We start from the raw sequence: 16,011 nt of genomic DNA on the forward strand, positions 1-16,011 counted from the left end.
GGCGCCGGGCAACCGGTTGGGCCGCCGCCGTGCCCGCTCGTACGGTCAGTGGTGCGGGACGGCGTCGGCGGTGGTCGGGAGCGGGTAGGCGTCGGGGTCGACGGGGCCGGGGAGGTCGGTCGCCGGGCGGCCCGGGGCGGTGGGATCGGGCAGGGACGGCTGGGCGGGCGGGGCCTTCACCTGGCTGAAGGGGATGCCGGGCGGCGCCTGCACCGGGCTCGTCCGGCCCGCGGGTACGGGGCCGCGCCCCTGGGCCGCGCAGCCGGCGACGGTCTCCAGGCCGTCGGGGCTCTGGACGGCGGGCTGGTTGCCGGTGAAGCAGTTGGTCGGGTCGGGGGAGGCGAGGGCGAGGTCGGTGCCGTTGCCGGTGGCGCGGTTGCCTTCGACCCGGTTGCCGCTCGCTGGGTGGCCGGGCGGGTCGGTGATCACGATGCCGACCGCCCGGTTGCCCTGGACGAGGTTGCGCTGCACCTTGTTCGCCGTGCCGCCGCCGATGCCGATGCCGATGCCGAAGCCGCCGTCGGCCTGTTCGGGGGTGTCGGCGGCGTTGTTGTCGGCGACGACGTTGCCCGCGATGACCGCGCCGTGCTGCGGGGCGAGGGCTTCCAGGTCGTTGGAGTTGACGGTGACGCCGACGCGGTTGGCGGTGATGCGGTTGCCGACGACGGTCAGCCCGTCGGAGGCGTTGGTGAGTTCGATGCCGACGGCGTTGCGTTCGACGGTGTTGCCGCGCACCAGGGTGTCGCAGGGTTTGCACTGGCCGACGTAGATGCCGGAGTCGGCCTGCCCGGAGGCGTACGAGTCCTCGATGACGCCACCGCGCGCGTCGAAGGCGTAGATGCCGTACAGGCCGTTGTCGTAGGCGGTGACGCTGGTCGCGCGGAAGCCCTGGACGACGGGGAAGCGGGCGGTGTCGAGCGGGTCGTAGGCGGAGCCGCCGGCGCCGTGCTGCTGCAGCTTCTCGTCCGTGACGCCGGTGAACAGGACGCCGTTGGCGAGGTAGCCGTGGACGGTGAGGTTCTCGACGACCGTGCCCGGGCCGGTGGCGATGACGCCGTTGACGAGGCGTACGCCGCCGTCGAGGACCACCGTGTTGCGGTCGGTGCCGCGCAGCACGATCCGGGGCTTGGTGATCCGGACGCTCTCGCGGTAGGTGCCCGGGTCGACCAGGACGGTGTCGCCTTCGCGGGCGATGTCCACGGCCTGCTGGATGGTCGGGAAGTTCTGCGGCACCCGGACGACCGTGCCCTCCGGGTGCTTCGCGTCGGAGGAGGCCGGGCCCGCCGAGGAGCAGCCGGAGAGGACGAGGACGGCGGCGGTGAGCAGCGCGGTGAGCAGCGGGGGGAGTGCCGCCCGGGCCCCGGCTCCCGCTGCGGTCGGTGCGGGCGGTGCGGGCGGTGCGGGGGTCCGGAGGTGACGTGTGGTCAAAAGTTGCATAGGGCGTGTTCTATCGTCTCCAATGTCGCCCATGCATGCCGAAACCGGAAAGGCACAGGACCGGCCACCGACCGTCGGGGGCGGGGTGGACCGGCGGGCCCTGCTCGCGGGCGGGGCGGTGCTCGCCGCCGGGGTCGGTGCCGGGCTCGGCGCCGGGATCACCGCGCTCGCCCGCGGGGGCGACGCCGGTCGGGCCGCGGCGCCGCCGCCCGAGCCGTCCGCGCCCTTCCACGGCGACCGGCAGGCCGGGGTGACGGCCCCGCAGGAGCCGGCCACCCACCTGCTCGCCTTCGACCTGGCGCCCGCCGCGACCTCGGACGGCCGGGCCGCGCTGCGGGGCCTGCTGGGGGAGCTCACCCGGGTGCTCGCCGAGGCGGCCGGCGGGACGTCGACGGATCCGCGCCTGCGGGGCGGCGAGCCGGCCCGGCTCAGCAGCCTGGTGGGGGTCGGCCCGGGGGCGGCGGCCCGGCTGGGGCTGAACGTTCCGCCGCCGGTCCTGCCCGAGCTGCCCGCCTTCCCCGGCGACCGCCTGGACCCGGCGCGCGGCGGCGGAGACCTGCTGGTGCAGCTGTGCGCGGCGGACCGGTGGCCGCTGACCGTCGTCGCCGAACAGGTCTGCGCGGCCGCCGGGGCGGCGGGGGCGGCGGTGCGGTGGACGCAGTCCGGCTTCCTGCCCCGGACGGCCGCGGGCACCACGCCGAGGAACCTGTTCGGCTTCAAGGACGGTACGGCGAACCCGGACGAGGAAGCCGCCCGGCAGTGGGTCTGGGGTCCGTCGGGGCCGCACCAGCACGGGACGGTGCTGGTCTACCGGCGGATCCGGATGGACACCGCCGCCTTCGCGGCCCTGCCCGGCGACCGGCAGGACCTGGCGATGGGCCGCCGGTCCGGCGACGGCGCGCCGCTCACCGGCACGGCGGAGCACGACGAGCCGGACATCTACGCGAAGAACCCGGACGGCTCGTACGTCATCCCGGCCGCCGCGCACGTCCGGCTCTCCAGCCCCCGGCTCGACGGCGGCGCCCGGATGCTGCGGCGCGGCTACAGCTACGACGACGGGCCGGCCGACAAGGGCCTGCTGTTCTGCGCCTTCATGCGGGATCCGGCCCAGTTCACCCGGGTGCAGAACCGGTTGGCCGCGCGGGACGCGCTGAACCCGTTCCTGGCGCACACGGCGTCGGCGGTGGCGTACGTGCTGCCGGGGGCGCGTGAGGGCGCGGTGTTGGGGGAGGGGCTGTTCGGGTGATCCGGAGGGCCGTGCCGCCGCCGGAGCCGCCGGCGGCACGGCGCTGGGCCCGGAGCCCGGCCGTCACCAGGTGACGGGGATCCGGGCCGGGCTGCGGGTGGTGCCGCCGAGTTGCCAGGCGAGGTCCGCGACCGGGCTGGTGAGCCGCAGGCCGGGCAGGGCGGTGGCCAGGCGCTGGAGGGACTCGCGCATTTCGAGCCGGACGCGCCAGGCGCCGATGCAGTAGTGCGGCCCGGCGCTGAAGGCCAGGGTGGGGGCGGCGAGCGGGAGGCCGAGGTCGGCGTCGAGGCCGTCGGGGTAGACCTCGGGGTCGCGGTTGGCGCTGCCGAGGCTGATGGCGACGACGGCGTCGGCCGGGATGGTGGCGCCGCCGAGTTCGATCGCTGCGGTGGCGCGGCGGATGGTGGCCTCGTCGTCGCCGAGCGGGATGAAGTGGAGCAGGCGTTCCGCGGTGCGCTCGGCGGTGTCCGGGTCGGCGAGGCGGGGCCAGTGGTCGGCGCGTTCGCCGAGGAGGTAGACGAGGGCGTTGCCGAGGGCGCCGGCGACGCTCTCGTTGCCGCTGGCGGTGAGTCCGGCGACGAGGTGGACCAGTGACTCCTCGGGGATGCCGCCGTCCTGGTCGGCGGCCCGGACGAGCCGGCTGACCAGGTCGTCGCCGGGCTCGCGGCGGCGGCGCGCGATCAACTCCGCGGTGAACGCGGCGTATTCGGCGAGGGCTTCGGCGTGATCCGCTGCCTGCTCGGCTGCCGGCTCGGCTGCCTGCCTTCCGATTGCCTGCCCTCCGGCGGCCTCCCCGGCTGCCGGCCCTCCGGTCGGCTCCCCGGCTGCCGCCTCCTCGCCCTGGGCGAGCAGGGCGAGGGTCCAGCGGTGCAGCCGGGCCTCGTCCAGGCTGTCCGGCCCGTCGCCGTCGAGCCCCATCAGCCGGGTGGTGACGGCGAAGGGCACCGGCCGGGCGAACGCGGCGACCAGGTCGGCGGGCGGCCCGGCGGCGACCAGTGCGTCCACGGACTGCTGGACGGCGGCCGCGACCCAGGGCTGCCAGCCGGCGATGGCGCGCGGGGTGAAGGCCCGTTGGACAGTGCCGCGCAGGCGGCGGTGGGCCGGTCCGTCCTGGTTGAACAGGGACGCCGGGTTGGCCGCCACGTCTGCGGTGGCGCCGGCGGTGCCGACGTCGTGGAGGTCGGCCCGGGTGATCCGGGGGTCGCCGAGGACCTGCCGGACGTCGTGGTAGCGGGTGACCAGCCAGGCGGGGGTGCCGTCGGGCAGCGTGGTCGGGTGGGGCGGCCGGGCGGGGGAGACGGGGAGCCGGTGGAGCGGGGGGAGGGTGGTCCGGGTGTCGGCGGCGGCGGATTCCATGGGGCCCTTCGGGGTCGGTGCGGCCGTTGCGTCCAAATGTCGTATTTTCTACAGCACTTGGATGTTTCCGGTGGATTTTCCCGTTACGGACCGATGGTAAGCGCCGTCATCCCCGGCCGGGCGCCGGATCGGCGGCCAGCAGCGGCCGGAGCGCGCCCAGGACGGCGCCGATGCAGGCGTCGAGCAACTCGTCGCGGGTGCAGGTCTCCTCGGTCAGCCAGTCGATGACGAGCACCCGGACGAACACCAGCCAGCTGCGCAGGACCTGCGACACGGCTCGGCGGGCGTTCTCGTCCGCGAGCGGGAGGACGCCGAGCAGGCGGTCGCGGAGGGTGTCGAGTTCCTCGGTGATGATCGTCTGGATCACCTGGTCCCCGGCCAGGACGCGGTTGGCGGCGAGCACGGCGTGCCGGTTCGCGATGAAGTAGTCCAGGTGGGCGTCCATGCCCTCGACCAGTTGCTCGACCAGGGTGTCGGCCGGGTCGAACCGGCTGTGGGCGAGGAGGTCGTCGGCGGCCTGCCGGTAGATCGCCGCGAACAGGTCGCGCTTGCCGGGGAAGTGGCGGTAGAGCAGGGCGCGCGAGACCCCGGCCGCCTCGGCGACCTCCTCCATCAGCACCTCCTCGTACGGCCGGGCGGCGAAGAGGCGGGCGCCGACGGAGAGCAGGTGGGCGCGCCGCGCGGCCGGGGAGAGGCGGCGGCGGGGTTCGTGGACTGGCATGCGGGCCAGGCTACTTGACACGCGTCTACTACCGACCGCTAGCTTGGTAGACACGTGTCAACCAAGCGCGTGCCGACGGACCGACGACGGGTGGGTGGAGCATGGCCAAGGCGCTGCGGGTGCTCGCGTGGACGATGGGGGTCGCCTGCGTCGCGATCGGGTTCTTCCACATCCTGCTGGGGAACGCCGCGGTGCCCGGCATCGCGCACGCCGGTCCGACGGTCGACAGCTTCGGCCGCTTCATGGGCGCCGTCTTCGCCGGGTACGGCGCCGCCTGGATCCGGGCCGCCCGGCAGGATCCGGTGCCGGCCGGGACGGTGCGGTGGCTCGCGGCGGTGTTCCTGCTGGGCGGCCTCGCGCGGGTGCTGTCCATCGCGGTGGACGGCTGGCCGCAGGGGTTCCAGGTGGTGCTGATGGTGATCGAACTCGGGCTCGCACCCGTGTACTTCTGGCTCGCCGACGCGGACGAGCGGGCCCGGCCGGACAGGGCTCACGCGGCCGGTGCGTAGCTCCCCAGGAGTTCGGCGAAGGTGCCCGGGTGGGCGGTGGCCCCGGTGAGCGCGACATGGCCGTCCGGCCTGACCAGCACGACGGCGTCGCCGCGCAGCCCGTAGGCCCGGGCGACGTGGCCCGCCGGGTCGAGGACGGCGGCCCGGCGCAGGCCGACGGAGGCGGGCAGGGACGCCTGCCCCGAGGGCTCGTCCAGGGACGGGTGCTCGCCGATGGTCAGCAGCGTGAAGTGCGCGCCGCGGAAGAGGTCGAACAGTCGGGTCGGCGTGCCGTCGGTGGTGGTGCAGGGTGCGTCCGGGGCGCGGTCGCCCGCCCGGATGCCGGTGGTGTCGTCGAGGTCGCGGCCGAGCGGCCCGCCCCGGTAGGTGACGGAGAGACCGGTGAAGTCGTCGCCGGCGGCGGCCGGGTCGAGGAACTGGTCGGCCAGCGCGCGGGCTCCGTCGGCGCCGAACAGTGCCTTGTGCTGGGCGGTGGTGGCGGCCAGGACGGCGCGGGCGACGGGCAGCCGTTCGGCCTGGTAGCTGTCGAGCAGCGCGTCGGGGGCGCCGCGCAGCACCGCGGCCAGCTTCCAGCTGAGGTTGTGGGCGTCCTGGATTCCGGTGTTCATGCCCTGGCCCCCGGCCGCTGACTGGCAGTGGGCGGCGTCCCCGGCGAGCAGCACCCGGCCGTCGCGGTAGCGCTCGACCATGCGGACCGTGGGGCGCCAGACGGTGGACCAGACCGGCTCGTGCAGCGTGACCCCGGGCAGGCCGGCCCGTTCGGCGAACAGCGTGCGGAAGGTCGCCAGGGTGGGTGCCGGAATGCCGCCGGGTCCGTCCGGGTCGACGGCGGCGTGGACGGCCCAGTTGGCGTCCGCCCGCATCGGGACCATCGTCAGCGCGCCGACACCGAGCCGGGGGTCGTTCCAGACGTGCATCGAGCGGGTGTCGAGGCCGTCGACGTCCATGGAGGCCATGAGGAACCGCTGCTCGTCCCAGGTCTCGCCGAGGAAGGGGATGCCGGTCAGCTTGCGGACGGTGCTGCGGCCGCCGTCGCAGCCGACCAGGTAGCGGGCGGACAGCCGCTCGGTCCGGTCGCCGACGCGTACGGTGGCGAGGACGCCGTCCGGCTCCTGGGTGCAACCGACCAGCTCGGTGTCCGTCTCGACCGCGACGCCGTACGCGGCGAGCCGTTCGCGCAGGACCTCCTCGGTGTGGTGCTGGCCGAGCAGCAGCATGCCGCGGTACGGGCGGTCCGGGGTGGGCGGGTTGGCGGGCGCCGGATCGACCTCGCGGACGAGCCGGTCGCCCTCGTAGGTACGGACCTTGAGGTCGTGCGCGCCGCGGTCGAGGATCGCCGCCACGACTCCGAGGTCGTCGAAGACCTCCAGGGTGCGCGGGTTGACGCCCTTGCCGCGGACGCCGCGGTCGCGGAACCGCGGCTCCCGCTCGACGATGCGGCAGCCGATCCCGGCGCGGGCCAGTCCGAGGGCGAGTGCGAGGCCGACGGGGCCGGCGCCGACCACCAGGACTTCGGTCGCCCCGGTTTCGGTCGTCCCGGTTTCGGTCGTACGGGTGGCGTGGACAGTGCGCATGACGGATCTCCCCTGTGGCCGTCCGGCCATAAGATACGGTGCGTTTCTTGGTTTCGACTGTAAGCTGACCTCGATAAGAAACGCAAAGTATCCAAGAGTCCGCGGACTACGAACCTCCGAAGGGCAGGTGCGGGACGGCGTGGTGGACCGCAAACCGGTGCGGCGGCGCGGTGACGAACTGGAGCAGGCGATCCTGGACGCCGTCTGGGCCGAACTCGCCGACCACGGCTACGACCGGCTCACCATGGACGGCGTCGCCGCGCGCGCCCGCACCAGCAAGCCGGTGCTCTACCGCCGCTGGCCCAACCGCGCCGCCCTCGTCATCGCCGCCCTCAGCCGCAACGCCCCCGACTACCAGGACCCCCCGGACACCGGCCGGTTGCGGGCGGACCTGGCACTCTTCCTGGGCGGCCTGCTGCAGCGCTTCGACGACCTGCCGACCGACGCCGTCCACGGCTTCCTGGTCGACCTGATGCGCCACCCCGAACTGCGGACCGGGTTCACCGAGGGCCTGACCGCCGAAGGACCGGTCAGCGGCCTGGGCACGATGATGCGCCGCGCCGCCGCCCGGGGCGAGATCAACCCGGCCCGGATCACCCCGCGCGTCGTCTCCCTCCCGCTCGACCTGCTGCGCGACGCGTTCCTGACCGGCGGGACCATACCCTCCGACGACGTGGTGGCGGAGATCCTGGACCAGGTCGTGCTGCCACTCCTGCGGGCGCCCTCCGAGGACTGACCCGCCGTCGGCCCTGGTCGGGCCTGCGTGACCCGTGCGCGCAGATCGACAGGGCGGTCCGCCCCGGTGGCACGGTCGAGGTCGACCTGCCGGACGGGCCGCGCCGGGCGTTCGACCGGGCCCGAAGGGCTACGGCCGGCGGACCTCGCCGAGGGCCGGCGGCAGGGCCGGGGAAACCGGCTCGACGTCGGCGCGGCGCAGGTCGTAGAGGTACGACTTCCCGGCCTTCCAGCTGCGCCAGGGGCAGAGCGGCGGAAACATCTCCCCTGCTGTCCCGCCCGGCAGCGGCGCGGAGTTGGGCACCCCGTCGGCGTCGACGGTGCACCAGCCGCGCTCGGGCAGCCACCGGCACCAGAGGTCCAGGTCGGTCCGCTTGAACGACGGCCTGCCGTGGAAGGTGCCGTCCGGCCGGAAGTGGTAGACCAGGCCGTCCAGGCGGCGGACGAACTCGATCGACGACATCATGTCCTCCCGACTCCACGATCCGGCGGGCTCAGCGGGCTCAGCGGGCTCAGCGGGCTCAGCGGGCTCGGCGACCTCGGCCGCCGGGATTCCGGAGTCTATTGCTCGTCAGGGCCGCGAGCCGACGGGTTTTCGGGCCGGTCGCGGGATACCCCCTCCCCGTACTGATGGAGCTTCGGTGATCGGTCTTCCGGAGACCGGGGGTTTCGGGCGCGTGGCGGTCGGGCGCGCGGGTCCGTCGCCGAGGCGGTGTCAGGACCGGACGAGCCGGGCGATGGCCTGGTTGGCCTCGCGGATCTTGGTGCTCGCCTCCTGGCCGCCCTCGGAGATGGCGTCGCGGACGCAGCACTCGATGTGCTCGTCCAGGAGTTGGAGCGCGAAGGACTGGAGGGCGCGGCTGGCGGCGGAGACCTGGGTGAGGACGTCGATGCAGTAGGTGTCCTGTTCGACCATGCGCTGCAGGCCGCGGATCTGGCCTTCGATGCGGCGGAGCCGCTTGAGGAAGTCGTCCTTGTGGGAGCTGTAGCTGGGCACGGCCGCCTCTGGTTCCTGTGCGGTGAGGGGGGCTTTCACTCTACCGGCGTGCGGGAGAAGGGGGATCGGCCCGGACGGACGGACGGACGGACGGCGGTGGCGGCGCCGCCCGACCGGGCCGGTGACGGGCGGTCAGCTGTCGAGGCGGCCGACCAGGTCGTAGCCGGCCTCGTCGATGGCGGCGGCCACGTCGGCGTCGGTGAGCGGCTGGGTGCTGCCGACGGTCACCCTGCCGGTGGCGAGGTCCACGGCGACGTCGGTGACGCCGTCGAGCTTCGTCAACTCGGCGGTGACCGAGCTGACGCAGTGGCCGCAGGTCATGCCCTTCACCTCGAAGGCCGAGGTCAGGGCGGTCTCGGTGGCGGTGGCCGCGGCGGCGGTGCCGCACGAGCCGCAGCAGGAGGAAGCCTCGGTGGTGACCGAGTCGACGGTGGCGGTGGTCTCGCTCATGGGTGTGCTCCTGTCGTCAGTGCCCGGCGCCGCCCGGAGTGGCCCGGTCGGCTTCTTCGCTTTCGAAAGTACCATACCCCCCTAGGGTATCCAAGTGGTGGCTGTCGGAACCCTCGGGCGGCGGCCGCGTCGACGGACCGGACGGTCAGGGCCGCTCTGTGGCAGCCCTGTTGCGCCCTGCGGGCAGGGTCGGGGCGTGCGCCCCCGTCGGGCTCCGCCCATCGGGGTCCGCGCACCGAGTCCCCACGCCGCCGCCAGGCGGCCACACGCCCAGCACGTGACGCCCACCGCACGACGCCCACCACACGAGGTGACCCCATGGACCAGAACACCCGGAGCGGTCCGCGCGGCCCGCGCGGCCTGCGCGAGGTCCTCGCCGCCGGCGAACGGACCTACTCCTTCGAGTTCTTCCCGGCCAAGGACGAGGCCGGTGAGCGCGCCCTGTGGGCCGCGATCCGGCGGGTGGAGGCGGCCGCGCCGACCTTCGTCTCGGTCACCTACGGCGCCGGCGGCTCCTCGCGCGACCGCACCATCGGCACCACCGAGCGGATCGCCGCGCAGACCACGCTGCGCCCGGTCGCCCACCTGACCGCGGTCGGCCACTCCACCGCCGAGCTCCACGCCGTCCTGCGGCGCTACGCGGACGTCGGGATCCGGGACGTGCTCGCGCTGCGCGGCGACCCGCCCGGCAACCCCGGCGGCGCCTGGGAGCCGCACCCGCGGGGCCTGCGGTACGCGGCCGAGCTGGTGCGGCTGGTCAAGGAGTGCGGCGCGTTCACCGTCGGCGTCGCGGCCTTCCCCGAACGCCACCCGCGCTCGGTGGGTTGGGACGACGACATCCGGCACTTCGTCGCGAAGTGCCGCGCGGGCGCCGACTACGCCGTCACGCAGATGTTCTTCGAGGTCGAGCACTACCTGAGGCTGCGGGACCGGCTGGCCGCGGCAGGCTGCGAGACGCCGGTCATCCCGGAGATCATGCCCGCCACCGACGTGCGCCAGATCAGCCGTTTCGCCGAGCTCAGCGGGGCGTCCTTCCCGGCCGGTCTGGCGCTGCGGCTGGCGGCGGCCCGCGGCGACCGGGCCGCGGCGCACCGCATCGGCGTCGACCACGCCACCCGGATGGCGGAGCGCCTGCTCCGCGAGGGCGCCCCCGGCCTGCACTACATCACCCTGAACCGCTCCACCGCCGCCCTGGAGATCCACCGCAACCTCGGGCTCGACGGGCCGACACGAGTACCCGCAGCCCCACCGGCGATCGGCAGCCCGGCCTGACGGGGGAGCGGCGCGTTACCGTTCACGGGATACCCCCTGTGGGTATATGGTTCCTCGCGCCCCTCGGAGCTCCACGGCGCGGCCACGGAAAGGCGGACCCACCATGCACGGAATCCCGCACGCGATCCTGCACGCGCTGGCCATCGCCGGATCGATGACCTGGGAGATCACCTGGGCCCTCATCCTCGGGTTCCTGCTCTCCGCCGTCGTGCAGGCCGTCGTCCACAAGTCCACCGTCGTCCGGCTCCTCGGCGACGACCGGCCGCGCACCCTCGCCGTCGCCTCCGCCTTCGGCGCGGCGTCCTCCTCCTGCTCGTACGCCGCCGTCGCACTGGCCCGCTCGCTGTTCCGCAAGGGAGCCGACTTCACCGCCGCGATGGCCTTCGAGATCGCCTCGACCAATCTGGTCGTCGAACTGGGCGTGATCCTGGCCCTGTTGCTGGGCTGGCAGTTCACGGCGGCCGAATTCGTCGGCGGGCCGGTCATGATCCTGCTGCTCGCCGTGCTGTTCCGGCTGCTGCTGCGGGACCGGCTGCTGCGCGAGGCCCGCGAGCAGGCCGAACACGGCCGGGCCGGCTCGATGGAGGGGCATGCCGCGATGGACATGTCGGTGACGGGGGAGGGCTCCTTCGCCCGGCGGCTGCTCTCCGGCGGGGGCCTCACCTCGGTGTCACACGTCTTCGTGATGGAGTGGGCCGCCATCGTCAGGGACCTGGTGATCGGCCTGCTCGTCGCCGGCGCGATCGCCGCCTGGGTGCCCGACTCGTTCTGGCAGGCCTTCTTCTTCGTCGACCATCCGCTCGCCGGCAAGATCTGGGGTCCGCTGGTCGGCCCCCTGGTGGCGATCGCGTCCTTCGTCTGCTCGATCGGCAACGTGCCGCTGGCCGTGGTCCTGTGGAAAGGCGGCATCAGCTTCGGCGGCGTGGTCGCGTTCATCTTCGCGGACCTGCTGATCCTCCCGATCCTGAACATCTACCGGAAGTACTACGGCGCCCGCATGGCCCTCTTCCTGCTCGGGACGTTCTACGCGGCGATCGTGGTCGCCGGGTACGCGGTCGAGCTGCTGTTCGGCGGCCTCGGCCTGGTCCCCGACCAGCGGGATGCCGAGATCCCGATGTCCGGCGTGGAGTGGAACTACACCACCTGGCTCAACATCGCGTTCCTGCTCCTGGCCGGGGCTCTCCTCATCCGCTTCTTCCGCACCGGCGGCGCGGCGATGCTGCGCATGATGGGCGGCGGGCCGGCGGAGGAGGAGCACCCCGGCCACGGCCACCATTGACGGCCGGGAGGCGTCGACGACTGCCGGGAAGTCCCGGGAAGTCCAACAGGCGCTGACGACCCCTGGATTGTGAGCGCTAACATCTTCGGGTCCGCCCGCATCGAGGAAGCACCCCCTGATGAAACGTTCCTGGCACGCACTGCTGGCTTCCGCGATCGTGGCGGCGACGACCGTGCCCGTCGCCCTGGCGCCGACCGACGCCGTCGCCGCCGACGGTGACATCACCTCGTCGATCCTCGCCGACAGCGACGTGGTCCTGGGCGGGAACGCCGTCGTGAACGTGCCGCCCGGGGTGCACACCTACGCGGGGGTGATCAGCGGGCAGGGGTCCTTGCGGGTCTCCGGCACCGGCACCTTGATCCTCACCAAGGACAGCACGTTCACCCTGCCCGGCTCCCAGCAGGCCCAGTCGGTCAGCGTTCCCGGCGGCAACCACCCCTACGTGGTCGTCAGCAACCCCGACCGGCCGGCGGTCACCGTCGACGCCGGCGCCACCCTGCAGTACGGCAACGGCGGAACCACCGGCCTGATCGGCGCCTTCCCCTACAACTCGCCCGGCTACCAGCAGAACCAGGACAACATCCGGGTGGACGGCACGCTGAACCTGTCGCTCACCCGGCTGTTCAACCTGGGCACCATCAGCGGCTCCGGGACGATCGTGCAGCCCCGCAACCTGTGGGGCACGCTGCAGCTGTGCGGAAGCAGCCCCTTCTCCGGGGTGCTCGACATCGGCACCGGCGCCAACTACGCCGCCACCACCTGCACGGCCGACCTGCCGAACGCCAAGGCCGTCGTCAACCGCGGCTCGTGGATCATCGACACCCCGCTGAACCAGACGGTCGTCCAACGCCAGAACTTCTACAGCCGTGAGTACGGCAACGACGTCAACGTCCACTCCCGGCCCGGCAGCAAGGTGGTCCTGACGGGCACCTACAGCTACAGCGACAACACCGACACGGCCTCGCCGGCGCTGAGCAACAGCAACCTCAACTGGGTCACGGTGGCACACCGCTCGAACAAGCGCGGCACCAACATCGAGGGTGCCGACGTGCAGTGGGGAGACGGCACCACCCACCAGATCTTCATGCCGGGCACGGCCGAGACGGCCTACGTCAACCTGCACGCCAGGCCGCAGCGGTCACGGCTGACCTTCGACTACAACGGCCCGGTCACCCTCGGCCTGCCCATCGGCGGAGGGATGTACCACGACACCCTTGCCACCCCCGGGGCGGGCGACATCGTCATCGCCGGCACGGCCGGGAACGACGTGACCTTCGCGGCGGCACAGTTCTACGACGGTTCCACCACCATCCAGCGGGGTGCCACCCTGCGCCTCGGATCGGGGGCGGCGGGAGCGGACGGCAGTCTCCACACCAAGGGCACCCTCGACGCGGTCGGCGACGACGGGTCGCTGATCGTCCAGAACGTCCGGACGGCCGTGACGCTGCCGCCGGTGTCCGGCTCCGGATCGGTCACGCAGAATGGCACCGCGACGGCGACGCTCACCGCCGCCTCCTACACCGGCGCCACCACCGTGGCCAAGGGAACGCTCGCGGTGGCCGGAGCGTCGCTCTCCTCGTCCAGCGGGGTCGCCCTCACCGGGGCGTCCGCGGTCCTCGATCTCGGCGCGGCGACGTCGACGACGCTGCGCAAGCTGGAGGTCGTCACGGGGGCGAAGATCATTCTGCCGGGCGGAGCCCAGAGCTTCACCGTGGGTGCCCAGGACGCCGCGCTCTCCGGCGACACGCTGAGCGTGGGAGGAGCGTCCTTCTCGATCGCCCGTACGGCGGGCCACGTCGAGCTGACGGCCGTGACGGCCGCGACGGCGACCACCCCGGCCGCCTCTCCGTCGGCGAGCTCCCCGGACGAGCCCGTCGGCCAGGCCGGCGACCCGCCCCCGGCGGGGCCCACCGCCGCCCCGGCCGCCGCGCGGGCCGGCAGTGCGGTCTGGGCGGTGCCGACCGCGGTCGGCACGGCCCTGGCGGGCGCGGCCGGTGGCGTCCTCCTCGCCCTCAGGAGGCGGCGCAGGCGCGGGCGCCCCGGCCGCCGCCGGCACGGCCGCTGACACCGGCCCGGCACCGCGCCGTGTCGGGTCCGGTCGGGTCCGGTCAGTGTCCGTGCCCGCCGGCCGGCTCCTCGGACGGGGCGGCGGTCGGCACGCCGGTCGGGGCGGCCGCGGTGGAGTCCGCGGTCACGGTGAAGGCCGCCGTGTGGACGGTGTCCTGGTGCTGGAAGTCCAGGAAGAGCCGGTAGCCGCCGGGGCTGGGGGCGGTGGTGGTGAAGCCGATCTCCGGGCCCGGGGTGGTGGTGTCGGGGTGGACGTGGAGGTAGGCGAGGTCGCCGGCGCGGAGGGCGACGAGGTGGCCGTAGGCGCCGAGGTAGGGCTGGAGGTCGGTGACCGGCCGACCGTCCTTGCTGACGGTCAGGGTGAGCCGGCTGCTGCGCCCGGCGGCGAGGTCGCCGCCGAGGGTGACGGTGTAGCCGTCGACGGTGACGGTGCGGCCGGTCTCGGGGAGCGGGGCGGGGCGCAGGTCGCCGGCGGCGTGGAGGTCGGCGCCGAGGGTGAGGCCGTCGCCGGCGCCGACCGGGGTGAAGTCGGCGAAGACCCGGTACTCGCCGGCGGCGGGGACGGCGGTGGTGGCGCTCCAGGTGCCGTCCGCGGCCAGGGTGGGGTGCAGGTGCTGGAAGGTGGACAGGTCGCGCGGGGCGACGATCAGGTGTAGTTCCTTGTCGTGCTGCTGCTGGTAGGCGGTGAGCGGCCGGCCGTCCGTGCCGAGGATGCGGAACCGCAGGTCGGCGGGGGAGCCGGCGGTGACGAAGGGGTTCTCGACGCTGAGGGTGTAGCCGCGTTCGGAGATCTGCAGCCCGCCGGGCAGGTGCTCGGGGGCTCCCCCGCCGGCGTGGTCTGCGGCGTCGTGTCCGGCGTGTCCGGCGGGCTGTCCGGCGTCGTGTCCTGAGTGCCCCTTCTGCCCGGCGTGGGCCCGGGCCTCGGGTGCGGGCCCGGTGCCGGTGGCGTGGCCGACGCCGAGGGCGAGGCCGAAGGCCGCGGCGAGTCCGGTGGTGAAGGCGGTGATGCGCATGGCGGTGTTCATGGCGGGATCTCCTCAGGCGTTGACGTGGTGAGTGAATACCCACCGGGGGTATCCCGTCAAGCGAATCCGCCGGGGATCCGCCTGAATCCGCAATACGGCCCCGGGGTATCCCTACGGGTTGCCACAGGTACCCCCTGGGGGTATAACTGAGTCATCACCGACGGCCGGTACGGCGACGGCACGACGACTGTCACGAGGAGCGACGATGACTACCCAGGCACCCGCCTCAGCGGAGGTGGAACTCTCGATCGGCGGAATGACCTGCGCCTCGTGCGCGGCCCGCATCGAGAAGAAGCTCAACCGGATGGACGGCGTCTCGGCCAGCGTCAACTACGCCACCGAGAAGGCGAAGGTCACCTTCGAGGGCGCCGTCGACGTGGCCGACCTGATCGCCACCGTCGAGGCCACCGGCTACACCGCCGCCCTGCCCAAGCCCCCGGCCGCCCAGGGGGCCGCCGAGCAGGCCGAGCCGTCGGACGAACTGGCCCCGCTGCGCGCCCGGTTGTTCACCGCGCTGGCGCTCGCCGTGCCCGTGATCGCAATGGCGATGGTGCCCGCGCTGCAGTTCGACAACTGGCAGTGGCTGTCCCTGACCCTGACCGCCCCGGTCGTCACCTACGCCGCCTGGCCGTTCCACAAGGCCGCGTTCACCAACGCCCGGCACGGCGCCGCGACGATGGACACCCTGGTCTCGCTCGGCACCGGCGCCGCGTTCCTGTGGTCCCTGTGGGCGCTGTTCTTCGGCGACGCCGGGATGCCGGGCATGCGGCACGGCTTCGAATTCACCATCGCCCGCAGCGACGGCGCGTCCGACATCTACCTGGAGGCCGCGGCCGGCGTCACCGCCTTCATCCTGGCGGGCCGCTACTTCGAGGCCCGCTCCAAGCGCACCGCCGGCGCCGCCCTCAAGGCGCTGCTGGAACTGGGCGCCAAGGACGTGACGGTACTGCGCGGCGGGGTCGAGGCGCGCATCCCGATCGCCGAACTCACCGCGGGCGACCGCTTCGTGGTCCGGCCGGGCGAGAAGATCGCCACCGACGGCGTGGTGGTCGAGGGCGCGTCGGCGGTGGACGCCTCGATGCTGACGGGCGAGTCCGTCCCGGTCGAGGTCGCCGTCGGCGACGCCGTCACCGGCGCCACCGTCAACGCGGGCGGCCGACTGGTGGTCGAGGCCACCCGGGTCGGCGCGCTCGGCATCCTCATCAAGGGCCCGGAGGTCCTGGAGTCCACCCGCCGGGTCGACACCGTCGTCCTGGACAAGACCGGCACCGTCACCACCGGCCGGATGACCCTGCTCGCCGTCCACACCGCCGGCCCGGGCCGTCCTGGAGGTGGCCGACGCG

General features: G+C 73.7%; 15 protein-coding genes. 7 read left to right on the plus strand and 8 right to left on the minus strand.

Annotation, left to right across the window (positions count from 1 at the left end):
- Window positions 1–45: 45 nt before the first annotated feature.
- Window positions 46–1,428: a right-handed parallel beta-helix repeat-containing protein gene (locus tag IF30_RS0122735; RefSeq protein ID WP_234322807.1), complete on the minus strand. Its 1,383-nt coding sequence runs from the start codon at window positions 1,426–1,428 to the stop codon at window positions 46–48.
- Window positions 1,429–1,468: 40 nt separating this feature from the next.
- On the opposite strand from IF30_RS0122735, the gene IF30_RS0122740 reads away from it, so the two are divergent.
- A complete protein-coding gene (locus IF30_RS0122740; protein ID WP_063752743.1) occupies window positions 1,469–2,683 on the plus strand; it encodes a Dyp-type peroxidase in 1,215 nt (404 codons plus the stop codon).
- A 63-nt stretch (window positions 2,684–2,746) separates the two neighbouring features.
- Here the strand turns inward: IF30_RS0122740 and IF30_RS0122745 are convergent, their stop codons facing one another.
- Window positions 2,747–4,039, minus strand: a complete 1,293-nt coding sequence (locus IF30_RS0122745; RefSeq protein ID WP_030241424.1) for a cytochrome P450 — start codon at window positions 4,037–4,039, stop codon at window positions 2,747–2,749.
- Window positions 4,040–4,145: 106 nt separating this feature from the next.
- Entirely contained in the window at window positions 4,146–4,760 is a 615-nt protein-coding gene (locus IF30_RS0122750; protein ID WP_030241427.1) for a TetR/AcrR family transcriptional regulator, read from the minus strand.
- A 101-nt stretch (window positions 4,761–4,861) separates the two neighbouring features.
- On the opposite strand from IF30_RS0122750, the gene IF30_RS0122755 reads away from it, so the two are divergent.
- Window positions 4,862–5,269: a DUF4345 domain-containing protein gene (locus IF30_RS0122755; RefSeq protein ID WP_030241430.1), complete on the plus strand. Its 408-nt coding sequence runs from the start codon at window positions 4,862–4,864 to the stop codon at window positions 5,267–5,269.
- On the opposite strand, the gene IF30_RS0122760 is transcribed toward IF30_RS0122755, so the two are convergent.
- A complete protein-coding gene (locus IF30_RS0122760; RefSeq protein WP_051710860.1) occupies window positions 5,251–6,843 on the minus strand; it encodes an FAD-dependent monooxygenase in 1,593 nt (530 codons plus the stop codon). The genes IF30_RS0122755 and IF30_RS0122760 overlap by 19 nt on opposite strands.
- A gap of 139 nt (window positions 6,844–6,982) precedes the next feature.
- Here IF30_RS0122760 and IF30_RS0122765 point away from each other — a divergent pair, with 139 nt between their 5' ends.
- Window positions 6,983–7,579, plus strand: coding sequence for a TetR/AcrR family transcriptional regulator (locus IF30_RS0122765; RefSeq protein WP_199807908.1), 597 nt, complete (start codon window positions 6,983–6,985; stop codon window positions 7,577–7,579).
- A gap of 129 nt (window positions 7,580–7,708) precedes the next feature.
- On the opposite strand, the gene IF30_RS0122770 is transcribed toward IF30_RS0122765, so the two are convergent.
- The 3 genes from IF30_RS0122770 to IF30_RS0122780 form a co-directional block, all read right to left on the minus strand.
- Complete coding sequence (locus IF30_RS0122770; protein WP_051710861.1) at window positions 7,709–8,044, minus strand: hypothetical protein; 336 nt, start codon at window positions 8,042–8,044, stop codon at window positions 7,709–7,711.
- Between the two features lie 249 nt (window positions 8,045–8,293).
- Window positions 8,294–8,575, minus strand: a complete 282-nt coding sequence (locus tag IF30_RS0122775; RefSeq protein WP_030241442.1) for a metal-sensitive transcriptional regulator — start codon at window positions 8,573–8,575, stop codon at window positions 8,294–8,296.
- A 132-nt stretch (window positions 8,576–8,707) separates the two neighbouring features.
- The gene (locus tag IF30_RS0122780; protein ID WP_030241445.1) at window positions 8,708–9,025 is read right to left on the minus strand and encodes a heavy-metal-associated domain-containing protein; all 318 of its coding nucleotides are present in this window, start codon (window positions 9,023–9,025) and stop codon (window positions 8,708–8,710) included.
- Window positions 9,026–9,343: 318 nt separating this feature from the next.
- On the opposite strand from IF30_RS0122780, the gene metF reads away from it, so the two are divergent.
- From metF to IF30_RS0122795, 3 genes are all read left to right on the plus strand, one after another.
- Window positions 9,344–10,297 carry a methylenetetrahydrofolate reductase [NAD(P)H] gene (gene metF / locus IF30_RS0122785; protein ID WP_078891603.1) on the plus strand — a complete coding sequence of 318 codons (954 nt, stop codon included), beginning with the start codon at window positions 9,344–9,346 and terminating at the stop codon, window positions 10,295–10,297.
- Between the two features lie 103 nt (window positions 10,298–10,400).
- A complete protein-coding gene (locus tag IF30_RS0122790) occupies window positions 10,401–11,576 on the plus strand; it encodes a permease (RefSeq protein ID WP_030241451.1) in 1,176 nt (391 codons plus the stop codon).
- 118 nt (window positions 11,577–11,694) lie between these two features.
- Complete coding sequence (locus tag IF30_RS0122795; protein ID WP_037900867.1) at window positions 11,695–13,641, plus strand: autotransporter-associated beta strand repeat-containing protein; 1,947 nt, start codon at window positions 11,695–11,697, stop codon at window positions 13,639–13,641.
- A 43-nt stretch (window positions 13,642–13,684) separates the two neighbouring features.
- Here the strand turns inward: IF30_RS0122795 and IF30_RS0122800 are convergent, their stop codons facing one another.
- Complete coding sequence (locus tag IF30_RS0122800; protein WP_030241458.1) at window positions 13,685–14,668, minus strand: hypothetical protein; 984 nt, start codon at window positions 14,666–14,668, stop codon at window positions 13,685–13,687.
- 205 nt (window positions 14,669–14,873) lie between these two features.
- Between IF30_RS0122800 and IF30_RS0122805 the strand changes: the two genes are divergently transcribed.
- Window positions 14,874–16,011, plus strand: a 1,138-nt coding sequence (locus tag IF30_RS0122805; RefSeq protein ID WP_030241461.1) for a heavy metal translocating P-type ATPase, incomplete at its 3' end; no start/stop codon positions are given.

The sequence above is a fragment of the Streptomyces sp. NRRL S-350 genome, from assembly GCF_000719705.1.
Taxonomy (GTDB): Bacteria; Actinomycetota; Actinomycetes; order Streptomycetales; family Streptomycetaceae; genus Kitasatospora.

Bases quoted from the DNA above. Each gene is read 5' to 3' on its own strand.
- IF30_RS0122740 (WP_063752743.1), top strand. From the start codon at position 1,469: ATGCATGCCGAAACCGGAAAGGCACAGGACCGGCCACCGACCGTCGGG.
- IF30_RS0122745 (WP_030241424.1), bottom strand. From the start codon at position 4,039: ATGGAATCCGCCGCCGCCGACACCCGGACCACCCTCCCCCCGCTCCAC.
- IF30_RS0122750 (WP_030241427.1), bottom strand. From the start codon at position 4,760: ATGCCAGTCCACGAACCCCGCCGCCGCCTCTCCCCGGCCGCGCGGCGC.
- IF30_RS0122755 (WP_030241430.1), top strand. From the start codon at position 4,862: ATGGCCAAGGCGCTGCGGGTGCTCGCGTGGACGATGGGGGTCGCCTGC.
- IF30_RS0122760 (WP_051710860.1), bottom strand. From the start codon at position 6,843: ATGCGCACTGTCCACGCCACCCGTACGACCGAAACCGGGACGACCGAA.
- IF30_RS0122770 (WP_051710861.1), bottom strand. From the start codon at position 8,044: ATGATGTCGTCGATCGAGTTCGTCCGCCGCCTGGACGGCCTGGTCTAC.
- IF30_RS0122780 (WP_030241445.1), bottom strand. From the start codon at position 9,025: ATGAGCGAGACCACCGCCACCGTCGACTCGGTCACCACCGAGGCTTCC.
- metF (WP_078891603.1), top strand. From the start codon at position 9,344: ATGGACCAGAACACCCGGAGCGGTCCGCGCGGCCCGCGCGGCCTGCGC.
- IF30_RS0122790 (WP_030241451.1), top strand. From the start codon at position 10,401: ATGCACGGAATCCCGCACGCGATCCTGCACGCGCTGGCCATCGCCGGA.
- IF30_RS0122795 (WP_037900867.1), top strand. From the start codon at position 11,695: ATGAAACGTTCCTGGCACGCACTGCTGGCTTCCGCGATCGTGGCGGCG.
- IF30_RS0122800 (WP_030241458.1), bottom strand. From the start codon at position 14,668: ATGAACACCGCCATGCGCATCACCGCCTTCACCACCGGACTCGCCGCG.